The sequence below is a fragment of the Tenacibaculum sp. Cn5-46 genome (assembly GCF_022347705.1).
Lineage (GTDB): Bacteria > Bacteroidota > Bacteroidia > Flavobacteriales > Flavobacteriaceae > Polaribacter > Polaribacter aiptasiae.
Genome location: NZ_JAKRGD010000008.1, coordinates 162,768 through 186,457, shown reverse-complemented (window position 1 = coordinate 186,457; position 23,690 = coordinate 162,768). Strand labels below are relative to the sequence as shown.

Genomic DNA, 23,690 nt, shown 5'->3' with positions numbered 1-23,690 from the left:
ATTTGTGCGAGAGCATCAGCGAGCTTCGCTGAAGGTTTCGCAGAAAAAAGAAAGTGTCAACATATCGTGATAAAGAAAACTTAATAAAAAGATTGTTTGAACACGAGATTTTAATATAATTTTCTGATACAAAAAGTGTATTTTTAGGCTTTTCAAAAAAAAATAGTTATGTCTAAAAATACACTTCTAGGAATTTTGTTTGTAATTGCTTTGATAGCGTGTAAACAAGAAAAAGAAATTCAAGTTTTAAAACCTTCTAATTATTTCGATGTTATCAATAAAGAGTTTACGGGCGATTTAGCTTACGAAACCACTTCTTTTGTAGAAAAGTATTGGCGTGTTGTAGGAAATACAGGGTTTAATAAAAGTGTGTTTAAAATAGCCGAAGAATTAGAAAAGGCAGGTTTTGTAAAAGAAGAAAATGCTACTTCCAAAGATTCTTTAACTTATAGAATAGAAAAAAGGCCTTTAGAAAAACCAACTTGGGAATCTGTAGATGCAACTGTAAAAATTGTTGGAGAGAGTACTCCATTGTTAGAACATAGCACTAATAGAAATATGATTGCATTAAATTCTTATAGTACGCCAAAAGAAGGAGTAACCGCTGAGGTGGTTTATGTAAAAGATCTAAAGAAATTAAAAACATTAGATATAAAAGGTAAAATTGTTTTTGCTGAAACCCATCCATATAGAATTTTTAATCAAGCGATTGTAGAAAGTGGAGCAGCCGGTTTAATTACTTATAACAATCCAAAGTACTTACAACCAGAAAAGAATACTACTTCTATTCAATTTCGTTCAATTCCTCTAAATGAAACAATAAAACCATGGGCAATAGCCATGTCTTATGAAGCAAAAGAAAGATTAAAGGCAAAACTTAATGAAGGAAAAGTTGTGTTAGATGTGATGGTAAAAACGAATGTTTACCCATCTGAAGAATTAACAATTATTGCCGATATTAAAGGAAATCAATATCCTAAGGAGCGATTGGTTTTTAGCGCACATATACAAGAACCAGGAGCCAATGACAATGCTACAGGTGTTGGAGTTGCTTTAGAAATGGCAACACTTACAGCAAAATTGAAAGAGCAAAAACGATTTTCACCTAATAGAACGCTAACTTTTTTATGGGGTGATGAAATTGTTTCTACCAACCGATATGTAAAAGAAGATAGTATAAGAGCAAAAGATATTAAATGGGGAATATCTTTAGATATGGTAGGAGAGGACACTAAAAAAACAGGTGGAACATTTTTGATTGAAAAAATGCCTGATCCAAGTGCTATATGGACCAGAGGAAATGATAAACACACTGAGTGGGGTGGACAGAAAATGAAATTGAGCCAAATGAAACCTCATTACTTAAATGATTTTTTAATAGATAAATTTAAAGAACAAGGAAAGCGTGCAAATTGGGTAGTAAATACTAACCCATTTGAAGGAGGAAGTGATCATGTTCCATTTTTAGGAAGAAACATTCCAAGTGTATTGTTTTGGCATTTTACAGATCAGTTTTATCATACCGATAATGATCGTTTAGATAAAGTATCAAAAGAAACCTTAAAGAATGTTGGAGTGGCATCTTTGGTTTCGGCATATTCGTTAATCAATGCAAATGATAAGACAGCAAAGGTGATTTTAAAGGATATTAAAAAGGCTGCTTTTTCTAGGTTGAAAGAAGAGCAAAAGCAAAGTGAATTAGCCTTAAGCAAGGGAGATTCTTTAAAAACTCAAAAAGCAATTATCAATGCTTGGAACGATTGGTATGTAAAAACAGCCAAAACAACAGAAGATGTGGTAAAAAACAATGCAGCTTTTACTTCGAATGTTGAACAGACGCAAAAAGCAATAGATTCTGTTTCGTCAAAAATAATAGAAGTTCTAGTTAAAAAGAATCAGTCTTTAACTTCTGAAAATAAATAGTCGCTGCTTTTTTAACCTTTGGAGCTAAGATTAATGTTGAAATAATTGTTGGAATAGCCATTAGAGCATACGCACTGTCCATTAAGTTGATTACAAAATCTAATTTAATTACAGAGGCAATTACAATGACAAACACATAAATGTGATTGTAATATTTCCCAACTTTTGAATTGGTTAAATAGCTCAAACAACTATAACCATAAAAAGAATAGGTGAATAAGGTTGAAAAAGCAAAAATTAGAACGCAAATGGTTAAAATAACACTTCCAGAGTTGTAAGGAAGTACAGAGTCGAAAGCAGCCAATGTCATGGTAATTCCGTTACCATCAAAACCTTTCCAAATACCAGAAGCTAAAATAGCAAGAGCCGTTAAGGTACATACTAATAAGGTATCAATGGCTGGTCCTAACATGGCCACTAGACCTTCTCGTATAGGTTCCTTAGTTTTGGCAGTACCATGCATCATTGGAGCGGTTCCTAAACCTGCTTCATTAGAAAAAGCAGCTCTTTTTACTCCAGTGATAATTAAAGCCCCTAAAGCACCACCTAATACCGATTTACCTGTAAAAGCATCAGTAAATATTAATGAAAAGATAGCAGGAACATCTTCAATTTTTAAAATCAATATTGTTATAACGGTCAATAAATAGATAACCACCATTAGAGGAACTAGTTTTCCAGCTACTTTTCCAATTCGTTTAATTCCACCAAAAATTACGGTAGACACAATAATTGCTATTGATATTCCCAATAGAAGTTTAGCAGTAAACTCATTCGCTTCGTTTACCTTAAAAACATCTACTAATGTTTGTGCTAATTGATTTGCTTGAAAAGCAGGAAGTGTTCCTACCAAACCAGCAGTTGCAAAGAAAACAGCTAAGGGTTTCCATTGTTTACCGAGTCCTTCAGTAATAACATACATAGGCCCTCCTTTTACATCACCAGTCTCATCTTTGCCTCGATACATTACCGACAAACTACAGGTAAAAAACTTGGTAGCCATTCCTACAAAAGCACTTACCCACATCCAAAAGATAGCACCAGGACCACCTGTGGCAATAGCAATGGCAACACCACTAATATTTCCCATTCCTACCGTAGCTGCAATTGCGGAAGACAAAGCTTCGTAATGCGATAAGTCACCAGGCGAATCGTGTTTATCGTATTTTCCTCTCAAAATAGCAATAGCATGGCTCATATATCGAAAAGGAACTAAACCAGAGTAGATGAATAAATACAATCCACCACCAATTAATAAAATCAATAAAGGAATTCCCCAAACCCAAGAAGAAAACTGAGCTACTAGGTTTTGAATATCTGACAGCATATAAACTATTTTTAGCTAAAGTACTAAAAGTGAATACAAAAAAAGAACGATACTTAGATATTCACAAGTATCGTTCTTTTGTTTATTTTTTAGTTAAAGTCCTTATTTAATAAGTACTCCTTTTTTGCCTAAAATATCAATATCTCTTAAGAAACCTTCTTGAATTGTTTCTGCTTGAAAGATGAAGGTTTTGTCTTGTAATTGGTTGTTTTCAAAGAAACTTACCTGAAATCTATTGTCTAAGGCAAATAATTCAGGCTGCATTACTTCAAATTTAGAATAAGAGTTCGCGGGTAAAACATCTATTTTTCTACGGAATAAAGAAGTTGTTTTTGTATCAGAAAAACCTTGAGAAACAATTACAACCATTTCTATAGCTACCTCTTTTCTATTTATAATATATACACCCCATTCATCTGAATTATCCTTTTCGTTTTTATCTAAAACAACAGCGATTTCAACATTTGTAACTACGGGTATTTCAATATCTTTTCTCATTAAAACTATATTAAAAGAAAGACGAAAGCTTGTGTTCTTTCGTCTTTTATGTGTTTTTGTATAATTAAATTACAGATTTAAACTGCTCTAAGAAACGCTTATCGTTTTCATAGAACATACGGATGTCTGGTATTTGGTATAATAACATAGCAATACGCTCAATACCCATTCCAAATGCATATCCAGAATATTTAGTAGGATCGATATTTGCATTTTTCAATACGTTAGGATCTACCATACCACATCCCATAATTTCTAACCAACCAGTTCCTTTGGTAATTCTATAATCAGTTTCAGTTTCTAATCCCCAGTAAATATCTACTTCAGCACTAGGCTCAGTAAATGGGAAATATGAAGGACGTAAACGAATTTTTGATTTACCAAACATCTCTTTAGTAAAGTATAATAATGTTTGTTTTAAATCGGCAAAAGAAACATCAGTATCAATGTATAAACCTTCTACTTGGTGGAATATACAGTGAGCTCTTGCAGAGATATCCTCATTTCTAAATACACGTCCTGGAGAAATTGTACGAATTGGAGGTTCGTTGTTTTCCATATAACGAACTTGTACCGATGAGGTATGTGTTCTCAATAAAGTGTCAGGATTTTTTTCAATAAAGAAAGTATCCTGCATATCACGTGCTGGGTGATACTCTGGTAAGTTTAATGCTGTAAAGTTATGCCAATCATCTTCAATCTCAGGTCCTTCAGAAACAGTAAAACCAATACGATTGAAAACTTCAATAATTTGGTTTTTAACTAAAGAAATAGGATGACGAGAACCTAAGTTAATTGGTTCTGATGGACGAGTTAAATCTCCATAAACACCTTTTTCTTCAATAGCACTTTCTAAAGCCTCATTTAATTCAGCAACTTTTCCTTCAGCAGATTTCTTTAAATTATTTAATGCCTGACCAAAGTCTTTACGTAGTTCAGCGTCTACATTTTTAAATTCAGCAAATAAATCTTTTAATAAACCTTTACTACCTAAATATTTAATTCTAAAGTTTTCTACTTCTTCTTTAGAGGTAGCTTTAAAGGATTGAACATCACCAATCAGTTCTTTTACTTTATCTAACATAATCTTTCCAAAAAGTTAAGCTGCAAATTTACGCTTTTTTGCGAAAAAATAACTGCTTTTTAAAGTGTTTGCGAAATCGTTGTAGAATTAGATAAAATAAAGCGTTAAATAGAAATTAACGAATTGGAAATTAATTATATTTGCAGGATAAAATTGTTTATAATTTATAATAACAGAACAACTAATTTTATGGAATCTAAAATAAATGAATTTATGGATTACGTTAAAGGACGTAATTCATATGAGCCAGAGTTTTTGCAAGCTGTACATGAAGTAGCAGAAACTGTAATTCCGTTTATAGAAAACAATCCTAAATATCAAGGAAAGAAATTATTAGAGCGTATGGTTGAGCCAGAGCGTGTTTTAATGTTTAGAGTTCCTTGGGTAGATGATAATGGAGAAACACAAGTAAACCGTGGTTATAGAGTTGAGTTTAACTCTGCTATTGGTCCTTATAAAGGAGGTTTACGTTTTCACCCATCTGTAAACTTATCAATCTTAAAATTCTTAGGATTTGAGCAAGTTTTCAAAAACTCTTTAACTACATTACCAATGGGTGGTGGTAAAGGAGGTTCTGATTTTAACCCTAAAGGTAAGTCAGATAACGAAGTAATGAAATTCTGTCAATCTTTCATGACTGAATTATCTCGTCATATTGGAGCTGATACTGATGTTCCTGCTGGAGATATTGGAGTTGGTGGACGTGAGATTGGATACATGTTCGGACAGTACAAGCGTTTACGTAACGAATTTACTGGAGTATTAACTGGTAAAGGAGCTACTTGGGGAGGTTCATTAATCCGTCCTGAAGCTACTGGATACGGAAATGTATACTTTGCTGATAACATGTTAAAAACTAAAGGTGATTCTTTTGAAGGTAAAGTTGTAGCTATTTCTGGTTCAGGAAATGTAGCTCAATATGCTTGTGAAAAAGCTACTGAGTTAGGAGCTAAAGTTGTTACTTTATCAGATTCTAAAGGATACATTTACGATGAAGATGGTATTGATGCTGATAAGTTAGCATTTGTAATGGAATTAAAAAACGTAAAGAGAGGAAGAATTTCTGAATACGTAAATCAATATCCAAATGCTAAGTTCTTCGAAGGAAAGCGCCCATGGGAAGTAAAAGCTGATATCGCTTTACCATGTGCAACTCAAAATGAGTTAAACGGAGAAGAGGCTAAAGTATTAGTTGAGAATGGATGTATATGTGTATCTGAAGGTGCAAATATGCCATCTACTCCAGAGGCTATCGAAGTATTCCAAGAAGCTAAAATTTTATTTGCTCCAGGAAAAGCTTCTAATGCAGGAGGTGTTGCAACTTCTGGTTTAGAAATGTCTCAAAACTCATTACGTTTATCTTGGACTAGAGAAGAGGTAGATAGCAAATTACATGGTATTATGAATAGTATTCACGAAGCTTGTGTAAAATATGGTACACAAGAAGGTGGATATGTTGATTATGTAAAAGGTGCTAACGTAGCTGGTTTTGTAAAAGTAGCTGATGCAATGTTAGATCAAGGAGTTGTATAATTCTTATATAACTTATATATAATAAAAAACCTCATAGATTTTCTATGAGGTTTTTGTTTTGTTTGAGAGATTGTTTTTTCTTCTTACTTGTTTCTAATAGTTAAAGGGATTTTATACACATCGTTAGAAGATTGAATGAATGCATTATAAACTTTTTTATAATTCAATCTACTCTTTATATAATCACATATTTGTGTTTTTTCACAATCTACATTTAAAATAACAATCTCACCTTTATTATTAAGTGTAAATTCTACAATCGTTTTTACTTCATTGTTAATAACGAAGTTTGGACTTCCTAGTAGTGTAACGATTTTGGCTCTAATTTCTTTTTTGTTAGGGTTCTCATTTGTTGAGAATACCGAAGTACTGATTAAAGTAACAAATACTAATACAAATAGCTTTTTCATTTTTTAGGGTTTTAATTTAGTTATGGTTGTGTTTAATTTAACTATTGTAAAAGTACTGGTAATTAGCTGTTTGAGTCCTTTTTTGTTCGTTAGTAAATGATGTTTTTTTAGTTAAAAAATAACTGTTTTTACAATAATTTACATTTAGATAATATTGAATAATTGTATTTCTTTGAAAGAAAAAATTGCATTGATAATATTATAGCTTTCTTTTTTTTAATGAATTTGATATTTTAAAAGTGTTTTATCATAAAGTCGTAAAAATTCAAGTTTAGCTTTATGTTTATTGCTGAAGTATATTTTGTACTTTCGAAAGATAAATTATTAGTAAATGTCACTTAAAAAGAGAAAAAAGGTACATACAATTGCTTTTTATAATGTAGAGAATTTATTTGATACTGTAAACGATCCATTTATTGCCGATGATGATTACACACCATTAAGTAAAAGAAGATGGAATGAAAAAAAATACTATCATAAAATAAAGAAGATATCATCTGTTATTAGCCAATTAGGTAGTAAAGAATCAGCTTATCCTCCAGCTTTAGTTGGTTTAGTTGAGGTTGAGAATAGTAGAGTGGTAAAAGATCTAATTAAACACAAGAATCTATCAGTATACAATTACGATTTTGTACATTACGATTCTCCTGATGAAAGAGGTATTGATGTAGCTTTGGTTTACCATAAAGACTTTTTTGAAGTGATTTCTTCTGAAACTCATACGCTTCATTTAACAGATGAGGATGGAGAAATTGATTATACTCGTGATGTATTAGCTGTCAAGGGATGGTTAAATGGTGAGTTAGTTTATGTTCTAGTTAACCACTGGCCATCACGTAGAGATGGTGAAGAAGAAACGAGGCCTAATCGTATAAAAGCAGCTAAATTAGTTAGAGAAGTTATAGAAGAAATCAAACATAATGATAAAGATGCTAAATTCATTGTTATGGGCGATTTTAACGACGATCCCACTAGTGAGAGTATTAAAGAGTATTTAGTTACTGATGATTTGTACAATCCAATGAAATCGCTATTTGAAAAAGGAAAGGGAACGTTAACATTTTCTGGAGAATGGCATTTGTTTGATCAGATTATCTTTTCTAGAGACTTTTTCGATTCAGAAAAGAGTCCTCATACATTTTTAAAGGCTAAAATTTTAAATAAAGATTGGTTGCGTACCAATAGAGGTAAATATAAAGGAAGTCCGTTTAGAACCTATATAGGGCCATGGTATAAAGGAGGTTTTTCTGACCATTTTCCAGTGTATATTACTTTAGAAAAAGACGATTAATAAAAAATCCCGAGAGAATTCTCGGGATTTTGTTATTTATAATTAAATCTTCTGTTTATTCAACAGTAACAGATTTAGCTAAGTTTCTTGGTTGATCAACATTCTTACCTAACATTACAGCAATATGGTATGATAATAACTGTAATGGGATAGTAGTTAATAAAGGAGTTAAAGCTTCTTCTGTTTCAGGAATTTCGATCACGTGATCTGCAATTTCCTTAACAGTTACATCTCCTTCAGTTACGATAGCTATAATTTTACCGCTTCTAGATTTTATCTCTTGAATGTTACTAACTACCTTTTCGTAATGACCTTTGTTTGTAGCAATCACAAAAATTGGCATATTTTCGTCAATAAGTGCAATTGGTCCGTGCTTCATTTCAGCAGCAGGATACCCTTCTGCGTGGATGTATGAAATCTCTTTCAATTTCAATGCTCCTTCTAAAGCAACAGGAAAGTTAAAACCTCTACCTAAATATAAACAGTTGGTTGCATCTTTATAAATATTTGCAATCTTTTGAACTTTAGAATCTATTTCTAATAGCTTTTCTACTTGAGTAGGTATTTGCTGCATTGTGTGTAAATATTTATTTACAGCAGATGTAGATAGAGTCCCCTTAGCTTGTGCAAGTTTTAATGCTATTAATGTTAGTACTGTTATTTGAGTTGTAAACGCTTTAGTAGAAGCAACACCAATCTCAGGACCAGCATGTGTGTAAGCTCCAGCATGAGTTTCTCTAGCAATAGATGATCCTACAACATTACATACTCCAAATACAAATGCTCCTTTAGATTTAGCTAATTTAATAGCAGCTAATGTGTCGGCAGTTTCTCCAGATTGTGATATAGCTATTACAACATCTTTTGACGTAATAATTGGGTTTCTATATCTAAATTCAGAAGCATATTCTACTTCAACAGGAATTCGAGCCATATCTTCAAAAAGATACTCTCCAACTAAACCAGCATGCCAAGACGTACCACAAGCAATAATGATAATTCTGTCTGCATTTAAAAATTTAGAGATATGATCGTTAACACCAGCCATTCTAATAATACCTTCATCAGCAAGCATTCTACCTCTATATGTATCTATAATAGCTTTTGGTTGTTCATATATTTCTTTTAACATGAAGTGATCGTATCCACCTTTTTCAATTTGCTCTAAGCTTAATTGAAGTTCCTGAATGTTTGCATCAATCTCCTTGTCGTTATCAATTTTACGAACTTTAATTCCTTTATCTTTTTTGATGATAGCTAATTCACCATCTTCTAAATAGATAGCGTCTTTAGTATACTCAATAAAAGGTGAGGCATCAGAAGCGACAAAAAACTCTTCGTTGTTTTTACCAACACCTATAGCAATAGGACTTCCCAAACGAGCAACTACTAATTCATTAGGTTTAGTTTTGTCAAAAACAGCAATAGCATAAGCTCCAATTACATTAGTAAGTGCTAATTGAACAGCTTTACCTAATTTACAACTTTCATTTTTCTTTACTTCTTCAATTAAATTTATTAATACTTCTGTGTCAGTATCACTTTTAAAAGTGTATCCTCTACTAATTAATTCTTTTTTAATTGTGTCATAATTTTCAATAATTCCATTATGAACAATTACTAAATCTCCTGATTCAGAAAAGTGAGGGTGAGAGTTTACATCGTTAGGTACACCATGAGTTGCCCATCGAGTATGACCAATACCTATTTTTCCTTTTTTTCTTTTTTCTTCTTTGTTGGTAATAATTTCTAAATCAGCAACCTTTCCTTTGGTTTTAGATAAATGCATACTTTCACCATCATACATCATAATTCCAGCACTATCGTAACCTCTGTATTCTAAACGTTTTAGTCCGTTTATTACAATAGGATAAGCGTTTCTATCTCCTATATACCCCGTTATTCCACACATAACTCTTTAATTATTTTTCTTTCGAATATGATATTTTTAATACTGCTCTTCTAGTTGTATTTGCAGTTTCGTTTCCATCTAATAATGTAACGCCTCTAGGGTTCCAATTGTAAGTTTTTACATTTGTGTCTAATGCATTATTGCTTCCAAATGCATTATCTGTTGGATTATTATAAACTTTTAGTGTTAAAGGGTTAATATCATTTGTAGTATTGTCTAATAAATCAGAAATATAATCAGTGATTTTAAAAGTATACTTATCTGGTTTATCATCAGTCAATTCTAAATTACCTCCAAAAAATGCAACTTCTCTATGAGCATCTGATATTTGTGTAGGGGTAAATCCTCCACTACCATTATCGATGTTTTGATAAACAAATAACCTTTGAGGTAATATATTTTTATCTGTATTTACAGTCTGATTGATGTAAAAAGTTAATGATGCATCATTTATTAGCCAATTGTTGCTTCTTAAATCTTGAAGTTTTGTTTGATCTAAAATTTTTACACTAGCAGCTGTACCAGCCATTCCTTGAATAATAAAATTATTGGCAGGAGCAGGAGTTACTACTGGACTTGTTTTATAAATACTATTCCTTACTCCAGATAAAGCAAAAGAGTACGTGTTTGGTAAAGTGTCTTTTAGAACTAAATTAGCTTGACCATCTTTCTTTTCAAATGTAGTAATAGTGAAATGGAAGTCTAGAGTAGCTGAAGCCGTAGTTCCTAAAATGTTAAGCGGAACCATTGAGCCATTTGTACCTTCAGATTTTATGATTAAACCTCTGAAATAATCAGCAAAAGCCTCAGTAGTAGAAAATTCACTGTCTTTAAACTTGTCCCAAAAAAGCTCTTTCATACGAGTCGTATTTAGAGGGATAGTTAAGAAAGGAGCCTTATTGTCAAGTTTAATTGTATCCTTGTAAGTATTACCGTTGCTTATGTTTCTTGTTAAAATCAGCATGGTGTCTTTTGGACTTGGCTTAAAACTAAAGTTTGAATTTTCGCTTAACAATTCTGACTCAATATATGAGTGATTTGATTCAAATCTATTTTGATTTGCTGGATTATTTGGATCTAAAGTATTTAGATAAGTTCCATTTCTATATACTTGCACTGGAGTAGGTAAGTCAGGATCACCAAGTAGAGAGTCTAATCTGAATTTTGGTTTTCCATCTGTTTCCTTTCCAATATTTGTAGCTGTATAAGGTAATTTAAGTACTACCTTATCAAGAGTATATATTGAATCAATCTCTCCATCATTAACTGCAGCTTTTACATCAGCTGTTTTTGGATTTATTAAAGCAGTTAATTGACTAACAAAAGAAGATTGTACTGTTTTGTAATTATCATTCTTATAAATACCTAACCAATATTCTCCTAGTCTACCAATAGCTATATTATCAGCTCTAACACTTTGGATATCTACAGGAGTTATTTCTACATCCAATAAAATTTCACCAGTTTCAAACTTAGTATTGCTAACAACATTACTACCAATGTCACTAAAATCTTTTTCACACGATATAATAGCCGCAAAACATAGCAGGCTAATACCTAAAACACCAATTTTTCTAATCATTTTGTATATTATTCGCTTAATTCTAAAACGTTCTCTTTATAAAATTCTAAATAGGCTTCAGTTAAAGCTTCTTCTGATTGAAATTCTAAGACTTTTGTATCCTTTTCGTTAATAAAACTCTCAATCTCTTCAGGTAAAACTTCGCTACCTTTTACAACAGCATCTGAATTTTCAATAGCGCTTTTTAAAATATTAATATAGTTTGGTGTTTCTACAGTTGATACTTTTGCTCCTTCAATTTTATCAAAACGAATCTTATTAGCTAGTTCACCATTTAATTCACCATCAAAACTACTATTGTAAAGCGAAGTTACAATCTTACTTTCTGCAAACAATGGTTCTTCTTTATAAAATTCTCTTAAATATAATGGAAGTAAAGAAGCCATCCATCCATGAACATGGATAATATCTGGTGCCCAGTTTAATTTTTTAACTGTTTCCACAACTCCTTTAGCAAAGAAAATCATACGTTCGTCGTTATCGTCAAATAACTTATCATCTTCATCAGAATAAACAGCCTTACGCTTAAAATACTCATCATTATCAATGAAGTATACTTGCATTCTTTCTTTTGGAATAGAAGCAACCTTGATAATTAAAGGCATGTCCATGTCGTTAATAATTAGATTCATACCCGACAAACGAATTACTTCGTGTAATTGATGTCTTCGTTCGTTTATAACCCCAAATCGAGGCATAAAAATACGAGTTTGAACTCCTTTAGAATGTGCATTTTTAGCAACGTTAAATGCAGTAGACGATAATTCTGTTTCTGGTAAATAAGGTGTTACCTCAGAAGAAACATATAGTATTCTCTTATCCTTCATTAAATCTGTCTCTTTTATTGAAGGTGCAAAAATACGAAATTTTATGCTAAAATGGTGTTAAATTGCTAATTTTGCACGTATTCCAAGGATTAAAGAATGAAAATATTCAAAAAAAAATCAGAATTAATAGATTTTTTATCTAAACAAAAAGCAGAGGAGAAATCAATTGGATTTGTACCTACAATGGGGGCTTTACACGAAGGGCATTTATCTCTTGTAAGAAGAGCAAAGAAGAAAAATGATATTTCAGTAGTAAGTATTTTTGTTAATCCAACTCAGTTTGATAATAAAGAAGATTTATTAAAATATCCTAAAACATTTGATAAAGATGTTGAATTACTTGAAAGTGTAAATTGTGATGTACTCTTTTTCCCATCTGTAGAAGAAATATATGAGGAAAATATAGTATCGGAAAGTTTCGACTTTGATGGATTAGAACACCAAATGGAAGGTAAGTTTAGAGATGGGCATTTTGATGGAGTTGGCACTATAGTTAAAGCATTATTTGAAATAGTAACACCTGATAAAGCTTATTTTGGAAAGAAAGATTTTCAACAATTACAAATCATAAAAAAATTAGTCAAAAAATATGATTTGCCTGTAAAAATTAAAGGTTGTGATATTTACAGAGAAAAAGATGGTTTGGCAATGAGCTCTAGAAATGCTCGTTTAACAGAAGAACATAGAATTATAGCTCCTTTTATTTATAAAACGTTAAAAAAAGTAAAGAAAAAATTTGGCATAAAAGATGCAAATGAATTAACGGAATGGGTAAAAAAACAGTTTAAAAAAGAAGCTTTATTAGATTTGGAATATTTTACTATTGCAGACGAAAAAACTTTAGAAACTGTGACGAATTTTGAGCCTAAGAAAAAATATCGTGCTTTTATAGCCGTTTTTGCAGGAAATATTCGTTTGATTGATAATATCAAGCTGAAATAATTTCGTCAAAAACAACTTATTAATCATCAAAAAACAACTATTTTTGTGCCATGTTAGTTCAAGTAGTAAAATCTAAGATCCACCGAGTAAAAGTTACTGGTGCCGATTTAAATTATATAGGAAGTATTACCATTGATGAAGATTTAATGGATGCTGCAGGTATTATAGAAGGAGAGCGTGTTCAAATTGTAAACAACAATAATGGAGAACGTTTAGAAACTTATGCTATTCCTGGACCAAGAGGAAGTGGAGAAATTACGTTAAATGGAGCAGCTGCAAGAAAAGTAGCCAAAGGAGACGTATTAATTTTAATAGTTTATGCTTTCATGGAATTAGAAGAGGCTAAGAAATTTAAGCCATCTTTAGTATTCCCTAATGAAGCGGATAATACCCTTACTTAATTTTGAATTTAAAAAAAGTCTTAAAAGTTATATTGCCTCTCGTTTTGGGAGGTTTTTTAGTTTGGTATTCATTGTCAAAAGTATCAATAGATACTTTATTGCAATATTTTAAAGATGCCAACTATTGGTGGATTGCCTTAGGGTTGTTTTTTGGAATCTTAAGTCATTTATCAAGAGCCTATCGTTGGAAATTTTTATTAGAACCAATAGGTTATAAGCCTGATCTTGGAAATAGTACAATGGCAGTATTGGTAGCTTATTTAGTAAACTATGCAGTGCCAAGAGCAGGTGAGGTTTCTCGAGCTGCTGTAATGACTAATTATGAAGGTATTCCTTTTGAAAAGGGTTTTGGAACTATAGTAGCAGAAAGAATAGCCGATGTTGTAATGATGTTGTTAATTATTACAATTACATTGTTTGTTCAGTTTGATTTTATATATGAACTTTTAACTAAAAATTTTGACCCAATAAAAATTGGAGTTCTTCTAGTTTTATTGGTCTTAGGAGGTTTTGTTTTTACTCGTTATGTAAAAAAAGCACAATCGGGAATTGGTTTAAAAATTAAAAGCTTCGTCTCTGGTTTGGTAGAAGGTGTTACGAGTATTTTTAAAATGAAACACAAATGGGCATTTATTTTCCATACAGTATTTATTTGGGTAATGTATGTGATGATGTTCTGGGCAACAATTCCAGCAATTGAAGGTTTACAAGTTCCTTTTGGAGGAGTATTAATAGGATTTATTGCAGGAGGATTTAGTATTGCAGCTACCAATGGAGGTGTTGGTTTATATCCAGTAGCAGTAGCAGGAGCTTTGGCTTTATTTGGAGTTTCAGAAGAGCCAGCGACAGCTTTTGGATGGATAATGTGGACTGCTCAAACAGCAATGATTATTGTGTTTGGAGGATTAGCATTTTTACTTTTACCACTTTATAATAAAAAATAAAAAAAATATAAGTAGGGTTTTTTAATCGTGATTCGTTTACCTAAAAAATAATTTAAATAAACAGTGAATCATGATGAATATAATTAAAAAATCAAGCTTAGTTTTAATGTTAGTTACTTTGTTAGCTTCTTGTAATGATAACGATGAATTAGCTATAGATAACAGTGCTAATAACCCTTTAAATGCTAAAATTGAATTTAAGAAGGCTAAAGGATTAGATATTCAAGTAATTGGAACAAGCGATGATAAAACAGCTGAATATGAGTGGGAAGTTGTTGATGAAGTAGAAAAGAAAGCACAGCGTTATAAAGCGACAAATGAAAACGGTAAAACAAATTTACATTGGGGACCAAGATTAGGAGTTACAAAGTTTACCTTAATTATTACCTCTAAACAACAACAAGAGCCAATAAAAGTAACGAAAGAGTTTACAAGAACTCAAAAAGAAATTGATGATCATAACAGTAAATAAGTTATAGAAAAACCAGAGTAAATTTACTCTGGTTTTTTATTGTTGTGATATATTTGTTAAATAAACAAAACAATAATGGCTAAAACCAAAACAACTTTTTTCTGTCAAAACTGTGGAACGCAGCATGCACAATGGGTAGGGCAATGTAATATTTGTAAAGAATGGAATACTATTGTTGAAGAAGTAATACAAAAAGAAGAAAAAAGAAGCTGGAAAACGCCGTCAAACAAACAAAAAATAACCTCTAAGCCACTTAAAGTGGAAGATATTCAATTGAATCTTGAAGAACGTGTAGAGACTAAAAATAATGAGTTAGATACGGTTTTAGGAGGAGGTATTGTTAAAGGAGCAGTTGTTTTGTTAGGAGGTGAGCCAGGAATAGGAAAATCAACATTATTATTACAAATAGCTTTAAAAATTCCTCAAAAAGTATTGTACGTTTCAGGAGAAGAGAGTCAATCGCAAATAAAAATGCGAGCAGAACGTTTAGAGGCAAGCAATTCAAATTGCTTAATTCTTACAGAAACAAATACACAACAAATATTTAAAAATATAGAAGAGGTTCAGCCAGATGTTTTAGTAATAGATTCCATCCAAACATTACATACAAATACTATTGAAGCATCGCCAGGAAGTATTTCGCAAATTAGAGAAACTTCAGCAGAGCTTATAAAGTTTGCTAAAGAAACTTCAACTCCAGTACTATTAATTGGACATATAAATAAAGAAGGTAATATTGCAGGACCTAAGATATTAGAGCATATGGTTGATGTAGTATTACAGTTTGAAGGCGATAGAAATCATACCTATCGAATTTTACGTTCTCAAAAAAACCGTTTTGGGTCTACCGCAGAATTAGGGATTTACGAAATGTTATCTAGTGGGTTAAGAGAAGTATCTAATCCTTCAGAAATTTTAATATCAAAAAAAGACGCCGATTTAAGTGGAACCGCAATTGCTTCAACGCTGGAAGGAATTAGACCGTTAATGATCGAGATTCAAGCATTGGTTTCTACAGCGGTGTATGGAACACCTCAGCGAACCACTACAGGATATAATTTAAAACGATTGCATATGATTCTTGCAGTGTTAGAAAAACGAGCAGGTTTTAAATTAGGGGCGAAAGATGTCTTTTTAAATGTAACTGGAGGTATTCATGTTGATGATCCTGCGATTGATTTGGCAGTAGTAGCAGCTATTTTATCATCAAATCAAGATATGGCGATTAATCCAAATGTTTGTTTTGCTGCAGAGTTAGGTTTGGCTGGAGAAATTAGACCCGTATCAAAAATAGACCAGCGTATTATAGAGGCTGAAAAATTAGGATATAAAACTTTTGTTACTTCTAAATATAATAAGATTGCAAGTAGAGACCATTCTATAAAACTAATTTTGGTTAGTAAAATAGAAGAGGCTTTTGCTACGTTGTTTGCTTAGTTATATGGGGGCTTTTATTATGAACGCCTTAAAGAGAAATGTCCAGAGAAAGTTTTTCCATTTCCGAGATTTAGATTAAACCAGTACTCATTTGAAGGCATTTTTGCCCCGTTAAAAAAACCATACCATTTTTGTTTGTTTGCTGTTAATTTTTCTAAAACTTTTCCATAGCGATCAAATATAAGAACTCTCGAGTTGGGAAATTTACTTAAGCCTTTTATTTCCCAAAAATCATTAATGCCATCATTATTGGGAGTAAAGAATTTAGGGTAATCAATTATCGTTACTTCTTTAGAGTCTTCTCCACATCCGTTTTTATCTCTAACATGAACAGTATAAGTTTCATTTTTTAGATTTTCAAAAACATTATGACTCTGAAAATCTTGCCCATTTATCGAATATTCAAATACTCCATCTCCAGTTACGATAATTTCCAAAGTATTATTGTCAGATAAATCAGTAACTTCGATATTAGAGATTTTAGGTAGTTCAGAACGAGTTAATTTAAAGTGGGTATAGTTTTTACAATCAACCCCGTTTTCGGTTTTGGTAAATTCTAAAACGTAATCCCCCTCTTTTACTAGAGTTGCATCACTTGATTGGGAAACGATGCTGCCATCTTCATGTGTCCAAAGATAACTACTCATTGAAGTGTCAACATTTAAAGTTAAAGACTTTTGAAGTCCGCATATAATGTATTCTTTTTGAAGTTCTATTGTTGGTACTCTATTAACTAGAAGATGAAAGTTTGTTTCGGAGAAACAGGAAGGGTTTGATGTGTTTTCAACTTTTACATTAATTAATTGATCGTATGGAACTGTGTTTTTAAAATTTAAAGGGAATGAATCGGGTAAAATATTTCCTTGTTCATCAAAATATGTGATTTTCAAATTAGGTTGATTTCCTATAATTTGTGTTGTCAAATTAGGGATACTAAACACAGAGAAACCATTTCCTTCATCACAAGCATAAACATTGTTAGGTTTGTTAATCTTAGGCTGGGTACTTGTAATTAAATTTAAAGATGTTTCTGAAAAACACTTGGTAGTCGAGTTTGTTACTCTAACTCGAATAATTTCATTAAAAGGATTTGTGTTAGTATAAGAGTTTGGTAGTGGGCTAGGTAATAAGTTATTGTCTTGGTCATAATAAGTAACTGTCATTCCAGATTGACCACCTAGGACTTGAGATTCAACTTTGGATGTATTGAAGGAGTTGGAAATTCCATCATTATCATCATCACAGCCAATTAAATCATCTAAGTTATTCGCAATTGGAAGAGGGTTTACTTTTAAACTTACTGATTTTTCAGAATAACAATCTGTTGTCGAGTTTACTAATCTAACATAAACTAAATCTTGATTTGGAACAATATTTATATAATTAGAATATAAAGAATGGTTAATTAAATTGTAATTACTATCATAAAACTCTAATTTTTCATTGCTGTTTGTTGGGATTTGGATAGTTGTTAGATCAAAATTAGAAAATCCACTACCAATATCACAAGAATTTATATTTTCTATGGATTTTAATTCAGGTAAGGATTGTGTATGTAGTTGAAACGTTGTTTCGGTGTAACATTGAGAGTTGTTAGTAAAGAAAACCCTAGCGGTTATTTGTTGTGAATTTTGGGTTGTATTAGTCATTGGGTTTGGTAAAGGGCTCGATAATTGAACTCCATTTTCGTCATAGTACTCTATAGATACATTGGTTTGGTTCCCTATTATTTGATTTTGAACATTAGAGGTGTTAAAGTTAGAAGAAAATCCAGAATCAATAGAATCTTCACAGGCATATAAATCTAGTTGATTATTTATTGTAGGTGTAGAAGAAATTACTATTTGAGTTGAAATAATTTCAGTTTGTGTTCCACAAGTTACAGTAGCTGTAACATTAAAAATACCTTCTGTAGAAAATATATGATTAGGATTCTTAAGCGTTGATGTGTTGTTAGTTCCAGTTGTAGGGTCATCAAAATCCCATAAAATAGCGTCAAATTCTCCATTAATTAAGAAATCTGTTGTCTCTGAATAACAAGTGTTATTATAGTCTATTTCTGCTACGATTGAAGATTTATCTAAAGAGTATTTATAAAACAAAATATCAGTATCCATATTCCCGCTATTATTATTGATAACAGTATTGTTAATATATAAGGGTAAGCTTTGAAAAAAAGAAGTAAGATATATGTCATCTTTATTAATTAAAATAGGACCAGGCCCATCTCTATATGTAATATATGGGTTTGAAAAATTATTTTCGCCTTTTGTTTGTAGAATTGATTCTGTAGAGAAATCATCTAAATTAACTTTAAATAAAATTAAATCTTCGTGGTATACAGCCCCTGTAAAAGTAGATGTTACTATATTATTGCTAAATTCTAGTTTGTTTTTTCTAAAACTGCTTAAAACATATAATTCATTGTCTTTTGATGCCATATAACCGTTGCTGACATTGTCATCTCTCCAATTTCCTGAAACGGTTGGTAACTCTAGAATCGAACAGTTATTGAAGGATGTAGAATTGTTAAGCTCTCCATTTTTAGCATCAAATTCCCCAAGAATACTATTTTTCCCATACACACACTCAGGGTTTCGGGTGTAATTGTAGTTTAATAAATTTGCTGATTCGAAATAATTACCCCAAACATATATTTTATTGTTTAATTTATTAAAAAAAACATTAGAAGGATAAAAAAGACCATTATTATTCCTGTTGGAGATTTCTTTTTTCCAAACTTCTGTGAGGTCAAAATCAAATTTAATTAAATAAGCACTATCATCGTATCTTCCTGTTAAATATAAATTTCCATCTGTATCAATATCAGAATCTAAAGGTATTTCCGTTGAATTATTTTTGCCATAGCTAATAGCGTTTACTAAATTTCCATTTGTTTTAAATTTTGCTAAATAATGATTTTCTCCTCCGTTACTAGTTAAAGTTATCTCATTATTAATTTTAAAGGTGGATAAAAAGCGACCATGAATAATAAGGTGATCATTAGAATAATGAATTCGAGCGCCAATTACTTGTCCTCCTAATTTTTTACTCCAAAGAAGTTCACCGTTAGAGCTAATTTTGACAAGGTTCATTCCTTTATAAATTAATATTCCATCAACAGATGTTTCAAGTTTATTAGAAACTAACGAAAAAACATTGTTATTATTATCAATAGTGGTTTTATGTATCGCTGCAAATTGAAGCTTATTAAAAGACCAAACTAAATTGCAATTATTGTCAAATTTGTAAATTATTCCTGAATAAAAATTTCTTTGAAGAGTAGTTAGAACAACACCATCTGAAGTTTTGTCAATATCCTCTACATAATCATCTGTCCATTCACCAATGTTAGTTCCACAGTCAAAACATTGTGAATATGAAAAAGTAGATAATAATAATAACAATAAATAAAGTTTCGATTTCATAAAAAGTAGATAGCAATGTAAAGCGAAGTTAAAACAAAGAATTAATATTAGTAATAAAAAAGGAAACTTTTTAGAATCAAGTTAAGTTTTTTAATTATTAGGTAATCCCAAAAGATAATACCCTTGTTTCTTACCTTTTTCGTTTTTAGCATGGTCAATAGTCCAAGTGTAAGAATTGTCTTTTATGTTTCTTAATAAGTAATTTTGAATATCTTCAAAAGTATACATTCTTACTAAAGATGCTTGTCCGTCCCAAGCATATATAAACGGGACGATTGGAATTAGATATGTGAAAATAATTTGTTTTATGGTAACTCCTTTTGTGAATGGAGTCATAAAAAGAACCATAATTATTAAAATGACCATTGAAATAGGTAGCAATAACCACCAAAGTAAGGTAGGGATATTGTTTTCTCCCATTTCATAAATTAAAAGAGGTTGTTTGTTTTCTTGAGCTGTTTGCAGAATTTTTTGAGCGTTTTTTGGGGACATATGATGAAAGCTATTCATCATAGTTTTTAATCCACTAGAAGCATCTTTAAAATCGGTTGCATTTAAAGATTTTTGTTGATAATGTACATTTTCAATAGTAGTGTTATTAATACGGTTTACCACTGATGGATTGGGGTATAAATCGGTAAGTAGTAAGTTTGTAGGTTTTTCTTCTGTTTTATTGATTTCTTGAATAACGTCTAGCATAACCCCGCCAGACCCTGAGCCTAAATCAACAATTTGTTTGAAATCATATTGCTTTTTAATATTTATAATAAGAGTTGCAACAACATCTTTTGTTTTTAATATTTTTAGTAGCAACGCTAATAAGTTGGTAATACTACTTCTTATAAATGGAGGTAGTCAATTAAAATCTTCAAAATCAAAAAACTGTATGCATTTCATTGAGTAATGATTTTGTATTAAAAATAATGAAAAACACTTAGAATTATTTGTTTTTTAGTCGGGTTTTAGATATTAAATCATGTCCGCCTTGTTCTAGTCCAAATAAATAAGAAATTGCATCAAAAGGATTTAATCTTAATAAAGTTCTATATAAAGTTTTTCTTATACCAGGTTTAGAATTAGTCATATCAACAACTACGGTGTTTGTAATTATTTTACCCAATGTTTGGCCTAAGAAATATTCAAAAATGAAATAGTAAAATATAAAGACTAGGTAGTATAATTCTGTATAAAAGAAGGAATAAAGTCCACTGTATAAAATAAGACTAATAAAGCTTATGGCTAGAGTATCAATTACAAAATTTATTATCCGTGTCCCTTTATTAACCTCACTTGTTTTCATAGCATTTTTATGATTAGTTATTTGGTCGCTAAACTATAAGATTCAGGGTAAATAATCAAACTCAATTTTGTAAATAAAAAAAACTCTTACACATTGTAAGAGTTTTTATAATTATAAGGTTTCTTAACAGCATCCGCCACCATCATAGTGATAAGTAGATTCTGAGAAATAAATATCATCTCTGCCTAAAGCTTGTAAAGCAGCTGCAGTTTTATCGCAAATAGCTAATGGTTGATTTTTTAATAATGTATGTCCAGCTCCATCATCAAAATAATCTTCATCACCGTAATAAATAGCAGCTTTTCCTGTAAATACACAAGGGCCATCTTCTGGCATTGGATCTTTGATAGCAGCTACTTCAATAGATTCAATGTAAATTAACTCATTAGTTGGGTAATTCTTTGGGTCTAAAATTCTATAAGGTTTTCTTGCTCTAATTTCAATAGTTCCAAAACCTGCATCAGTCAACATTTTTACATATTCAGCAATAGGTAAGCTTCCACTTAAACAAAGGGCACGTAAACGCTCGTCGTTACGTAAAGTTTCGTTCATAGGTTGCTCACATGTAGGGTCACTCATTACTAAACGCCCGTGTGGTTTTAAAACACGATACATTTCAGCAATAGCTTTCTTTAAATCTTCAGTTTTAAAGATATTAAATAAGCAGTTTTGTGCAGCTACATCGATAGAGTTGTCTTCTACTGGTAGATTTAAGGCGTCTCCTTTACGTAAATCAACAAACTCACTTTTAAACCAATCGTTTTGTTCTTCGGCAACTTTAAAGTTTTTGCGAGATGCTTCAAGCATTTCATCTACTACATCTAATCCTATAACACCACCTTTGTTTCTGTTGAAATAAGAAAACTGTAATAGTTCCATTCCACCACCAACTCCTACGTATAACATTTTAGGATTATTAGTTAAATCACGTGCATGTACTGTAGAACCACAGCCATAGTTCATTTCTTGCATAATACGTGGGATTTTTAATCCAGGTAATTCCCATATTGGATTGGTAGTACAGCATAAACCAACATCAGGTGTTAGTGCAGCTTCTTTGTATACATTATGTGTTGTATCTAAATAACTCATTTTTGTTTTTTTGATTTAGTGTTGATAAATGCATCAACAGAAAAAATATCTAATTCACGGGGTAGTATTAATAAACTTACTAAAAGTATAGTTCTGTACATTACATGCGATAAGTCCCAAATAGGTTCCTTTAATCCATGTCCAATTGTTACGATAACTAAAACACTAGCTAAAGCATATAAGGCATAGTCTCTTTTAAAACCAATTACTAACAAAAAACCAGCAATTAATTCAATAATAGAAGTATAATATGCTGTAAATAACAATAAAAAATCTGGAAATAAATCGCCATAACTAGCTAAGAAAAAGTTTTTATAAACTGCGTCTAATCCAAATTTAAACACTTTGCCAAATCCTTGAAAAAAGAAAATGAATCCAAGAATCAAACGGATGGTTGTTATTGCTATTTGTTTGTTTTTTTGCATTAAATGTTTTTAACTAATTCTTTAAATAAGGTAATCATCTTAGGTTCTGCTTGCCCAGCTATTACAATAATTTCTGCAATATCAACAGGTTGTAAATTTTTAGGATCACACTCATCAGTCAATACAGAAATTGCTGCACAAGGCAAGTCTAGTTGTTTAGCTACAATTACTTCAGGAACTGTACTCATACCAACAGCGTCAGCTTCTAATATTTGTAACATTCTATATTCAGCTCTGGTTTCTAATTGAGGGCCTACAACACTAGCATATGTACCTTCATGCAATTGTATGTCGTTAGTTTTTGCGATATCTTTCAGTAAAGCATTAATTTTTTTTGAATACGGCTCTAGCATGTCAGCAAAAATATTTCCAAACTCGTTAGCTCCTTTAAAAGCTAATGGCGATCCTCCTTGTAAATTGATATGATCTTCAAGTAACATTAAATCTCCTTTTTTATAAGAAAGATTAACGGCTCCAGCAGCATTTGAAACTAGTAAAGTTTGAATTCCTAAAGCATGCATTGTACGAATACCATAAGTTACTTCCCATAAGTTATAACCTTCGTATACATGGAAACGTCCAGACATAACCAATACTTTTTTTCCAGATAAATCACCATAAATTAATTTTCCTGAGTGAAACTCAACAGTAGCTTGAGGAAAGTGTGGGATTTCTGAATAAGGAACTTCATGCTCTATTTCAATTTTATCTACTAGTTTACCTAAACCAGTACCTAATACAATTCCTATTTGTGGGTTTGTTATTCCTTTATTTTGAAGAAACTCTTGCGTTTCTTGTAAGTCTAATTGTTTTTTTAGCATTTTGATTTTGTGTTTGTCGTTACGATGTACAAAGTATTTCT

21 protein-coding genes are annotated in these 23,690 nt (G+C 31.3%); 8 read left to right on the top strand and 13 right to left on the bottom strand.

Annotated elements, in window-relative coordinates; genetic code table 11:
• The first annotated feature begins 168 nt into the window (after positions 1-168).
• Entirely contained in the window at positions 169-1,923 is a 1,755-nt protein-coding gene (locus MHN29_RS16490) for a M28 family peptidase (RefSeq protein ID WP_235275605.1), read from the top strand.
• Here the strand turns inward: MHN29_RS16490 and MHN29_RS16485 are convergent.
• From MHN29_RS16485 to pheS, 3 genes are all read right to left on the bottom strand, one after another.
• Positions 1,886-3,250 (bottom strand): sodium:alanine symporter family protein, encoded by a 1,365-nt coding sequence (locus MHN29_RS16485; RefSeq protein ID WP_235275604.1) that lies wholly within the window; start codon positions 3,248-3,250, stop codon positions 1,886-1,888. The genes MHN29_RS16490 and MHN29_RS16485 overlap by 38 nt on opposite strands.
• A gap of 102 nt (positions 3,251-3,352) precedes the next feature.
• Positions 3,353-3,748 carry a hypothetical protein gene (locus tag MHN29_RS16480; RefSeq protein WP_235275603.1) on the bottom strand — a complete coding sequence of 132 codons (396 nt, stop codon included), beginning with the start codon at positions 3,746-3,748 and terminating at the stop codon, positions 3,353-3,355.
• A 64-nt stretch (positions 3,749-3,812) separates the two neighbouring features.
• Positions 3,813-4,832: a phenylalanine--tRNA ligase subunit alpha gene (pheS, locus tag MHN29_RS16475; RefSeq protein ID WP_150899411.1), complete on the bottom strand. Its 1,020-nt coding sequence runs from the start codon at positions 4,830-4,832 to the stop codon at positions 3,813-3,815.
• Positions 4,833-5,021: 189 nt separating this feature from the next.
• Here pheS and gdhA point away from each other — a divergent pair, with 189 nt between their 5' ends.
• Positions 5,022-6,365, top strand: a complete 1,344-nt coding sequence (gene gdhA / locus MHN29_RS16470) for an NADP-specific glutamate dehydrogenase (protein WP_150899410.1) — start codon at positions 5,022-5,024, stop codon at positions 6,363-6,365.
• 83 nt (positions 6,366-6,448) lie between these two features.
• On the opposite strand, the gene MHN29_RS16465 is transcribed toward gdhA, so the two are convergent.
• A complete protein-coding gene (locus tag MHN29_RS16465; protein ID WP_235275602.1) occupies positions 6,449-6,775 on the bottom strand; it encodes a hypothetical protein in 327 nt (108 codons plus the stop codon).
• A 331-nt stretch (positions 6,776-7,106) separates the two neighbouring features.
• Between MHN29_RS16465 and MHN29_RS16460 the strand changes: the two genes are divergently transcribed.
• On the top strand, positions 7,107-8,066 hold the full coding sequence (locus MHN29_RS16460) for an endonuclease/exonuclease/phosphatase family protein (protein ID WP_235275601.1): 960 nt from the start codon (positions 7,107-7,109) through the stop codon (positions 8,064-8,066).
• 55 nt (positions 8,067-8,121) lie between these two features.
• Here the strand turns inward: MHN29_RS16460 and glmS are convergent, their stop codons facing one another.
• The 3 genes from glmS to MHN29_RS16445 are packed head-to-tail and all read right to left on the bottom strand — an operon-like array spanning position 8,122 to position 12,387.
• Positions 8,122-9,978: a glutamine--fructose-6-phosphate transaminase (isomerizing) gene (gene glmS / locus MHN29_RS16455; RefSeq protein ID WP_235275600.1), complete on the bottom strand. Its 1,857-nt coding sequence runs from the start codon at positions 9,976-9,978 to the stop codon at positions 8,122-8,124.
• 10 nt (positions 9,979-9,988) lie between these two features.
• Positions 9,989-11,560: a DUF4270 family protein gene (locus tag MHN29_RS16450; protein WP_235275599.1), complete on the bottom strand. Its 1,572-nt coding sequence runs from the start codon at positions 11,558-11,560 to the stop codon at positions 9,989-9,991.
• 8 nt (positions 11,561-11,568) lie between these two features.
• Positions 11,569-12,387 carry a glycogen/starch synthase gene (locus tag MHN29_RS16445; RefSeq protein WP_235275598.1) on the bottom strand — a complete coding sequence of 273 codons (819 nt, stop codon included), beginning with the start codon at positions 12,385-12,387 and terminating at the stop codon, positions 11,569-11,571.
• Positions 12,388-12,483: 96 nt separating this feature from the next.
• On the opposite strand from MHN29_RS16445, the gene panC reads away from it, so the two are divergent.
• The 5 genes from panC to radA all read left to right on the top strand — a co-directional run bounded on the left by panC (position 12,484) and on the right by radA (position 16,583).
• Entirely contained in the window at positions 12,484-13,329 is an 846-nt protein-coding gene (panC, locus tag MHN29_RS16440; RefSeq protein WP_235275597.1) for a pantoate--beta-alanine ligase, read from the top strand.
• 50 nt (positions 13,330-13,379) lie between these two features.
• Positions 13,380-13,730 carry an aspartate 1-decarboxylase gene (gene panD, locus MHN29_RS16435; protein WP_101903293.1) on the top strand — a complete coding sequence of 117 codons (351 nt, stop codon included), beginning with the start codon at positions 13,380-13,382 and terminating at the stop codon, positions 13,728-13,730.
• Positions 13,731-13,762: 32 nt separating this feature from the next.
• Positions 13,763-14,674 carry a lysylphosphatidylglycerol synthase transmembrane domain-containing protein gene (locus MHN29_RS16430; protein ID WP_235276266.1) on the top strand — a complete coding sequence of 304 codons (912 nt, stop codon included), beginning with the start codon at positions 13,763-13,765 and terminating at the stop codon, positions 14,672-14,674.
• 70 nt (positions 14,675-14,744) lie between these two features.
• Positions 14,745-15,146 (top strand): hypothetical protein, encoded by a 402-nt coding sequence (locus MHN29_RS16425; RefSeq protein WP_235275595.1) that lies wholly within the window; start codon positions 14,745-14,747, stop codon positions 15,144-15,146.
• A gap of 75 nt (positions 15,147-15,221) precedes the next feature.
• Entirely contained in the window at positions 15,222-16,583 is a 1,362-nt protein-coding gene (radA, locus tag MHN29_RS16420) for a DNA repair protein RadA (RefSeq protein WP_235275594.1), read from the top strand.
• A 17-nt stretch (positions 16,584-16,600) separates the two neighbouring features.
• Here the strand turns inward: radA and MHN29_RS16415 are convergent, their stop codons facing one another.
• From MHN29_RS16415 to MHN29_RS16390, 6 genes are all read right to left on the bottom strand, one after another.
• Complete coding sequence (locus MHN29_RS16415; protein WP_235275593.1) at positions 16,601-20,011, bottom strand: T9SS type B sorting domain-containing protein; 3,411 nt, start codon at positions 20,009-20,011, stop codon at positions 16,601-16,603.
• Positions 20,012-20,101: 90 nt separating this feature from the next.
• Entirely contained in the window at positions 20,102-20,824 is a 723-nt protein-coding gene (locus MHN29_RS16410; RefSeq protein ID WP_235275592.1) for a hypothetical protein, read from the bottom strand.
• 127 nt (positions 20,825-20,951) lie between these two features.
• Complete coding sequence (locus MHN29_RS16405) at positions 20,952-21,311, bottom strand: RDD family protein (protein WP_235275591.1); 360 nt, start codon at positions 21,309-21,311, stop codon at positions 20,952-20,954.
• Between the two features lie 123 nt (positions 21,312-21,434).
• On the bottom strand, positions 21,435-22,403 hold the full coding sequence (gene arsM / locus MHN29_RS16400) for an arsenosugar biosynthesis arsenite methyltransferase ArsM (protein ID WP_235275590.1): 969 nt from the start codon (positions 22,401-22,403) through the stop codon (positions 21,435-21,437).
• Positions 22,400-22,828, bottom strand: coding sequence for a DoxX family membrane protein (locus MHN29_RS16395; RefSeq protein ID WP_235275589.1), 429 nt, complete (start codon positions 22,826-22,828; stop codon positions 22,400-22,402). Before MHN29_RS16395 ends, arsM begins: the two co-directional genes overlap by 4 nt.
• Positions 22,828-23,649 (bottom strand): purine-nucleoside phosphorylase, encoded by an 822-nt coding sequence (locus MHN29_RS16390; RefSeq protein ID WP_235275588.1) that lies wholly within the window; start codon positions 23,647-23,649, stop codon positions 22,828-22,830. Before MHN29_RS16390 ends, MHN29_RS16395 begins: the two co-directional genes overlap by 1 nt.
• Between the last annotated feature and the right edge of the window lie 41 nt (positions 23,650-23,690).

Excerpts from the sequence above, each read along its gene's own strand:
- MHN29_RS16425 (WP_235275595.1), top strand. The coding sequence starts at position 14,745 with ATGATGAATATAATTAAAAAATCAAGCTTAGTTTTAATGTTAGTTACT.
- MHN29_RS16405 (WP_235275591.1), bottom strand. The coding sequence starts at position 21,311 with ATGAAAACAAGTGAGGTTAATAAAGGGACACGGATAATAAATTTTGTA.
- MHN29_RS16480 (WP_235275603.1), bottom strand. The coding sequence starts at position 3,748 with ATGAGAAAAGATATTGAAATACCCGTAGTTACAAATGTTGAAATCGCT.
- panD (WP_101903293.1), top strand. The coding sequence starts at position 13,380 with ATGTTAGTTCAAGTAGTAAAATCTAAGATCCACCGAGTAAAAGTTACT.
- arsM (WP_235275590.1), bottom strand. The coding sequence starts at position 22,403 with ATGAGTTATTTAGATACAACACATAATGTATACAAAGAAGCTGCACTA.
- radA (WP_235275594.1), top strand. The coding sequence starts at position 15,222 with ATGGCTAAAACCAAAACAACTTTTTTCTGTCAAAACTGTGGAACGCAG.
- glmS (WP_235275600.1), bottom strand. The coding sequence starts at position 9,978 with ATGTGTGGAATAACGGGGTATATAGGAGATAGAAACGCTTATCCTATT.
- MHN29_RS16460 (WP_235275601.1), top strand. The coding sequence starts at position 7,107 with ATGTCACTTAAAAAGAGAAAAAAGGTACATACAATTGCTTTTTATAAT.
- MHN29_RS16395 (WP_235275589.1), bottom strand. The coding sequence starts at position 22,828 with ATGCAAAAAAACAAACAAATAGCAATAACAACCATCCGTTTGATTCTT.
- gdhA (WP_150899410.1), top strand. The coding sequence starts at position 5,022 with ATGGAATCTAAAATAAATGAATTTATGGATTACGTTAAAGGACGTAAT.
- MHN29_RS16485 (WP_235275604.1), bottom strand. The coding sequence starts at position 3,250 with ATGCTGTCAGATATTCAAAACCTAGTAGCTCAGTTTTCTTCTTGGGTT.
- MHN29_RS16390 (WP_235275588.1), bottom strand. The coding sequence starts at position 23,649 with ATGCTAAAAAAACAATTAGACTTACAAGAAACGCAAGAGTTTCTTCAA.
- MHN29_RS16415 (WP_235275593.1), bottom strand. The coding sequence starts at position 20,011 with ATGAAATCGAAACTTTATTTATTGTTATTATTATTATCTACTTTTTCA.
- MHN29_RS16465 (WP_235275602.1), bottom strand. The coding sequence starts at position 6,775 with ATGAAAAAGCTATTTGTATTAGTATTTGTTACTTTAATCAGTACTTCG.
- MHN29_RS16445 (WP_235275598.1), bottom strand. The coding sequence starts at position 12,387 with ATGAAGGATAAGAGAATACTATATGTTTCTTCTGAGGTAACACCTTAT.
- panC (WP_235275597.1), top strand. The coding sequence starts at position 12,484 with ATGAAAATATTCAAAAAAAAATCAGAATTAATAGATTTTTTATCTAAA.
- MHN29_RS16450 (WP_235275599.1), bottom strand. The coding sequence starts at position 11,560 with ATGATTAGAAAAATTGGTGTTTTAGGTATTAGCCTGCTATGTTTTGCG.
- pheS (WP_150899411.1), bottom strand. The coding sequence starts at position 4,832 with ATGTTAGATAAAGTAAAAGAACTGATTGGTGATGTTCAATCCTTTAAA.
- MHN29_RS16490 (WP_235275605.1), top strand. The coding sequence starts at position 169 with ATGTCTAAAAATACACTTCTAGGAATTTTGTTTGTAATTGCTTTGATA.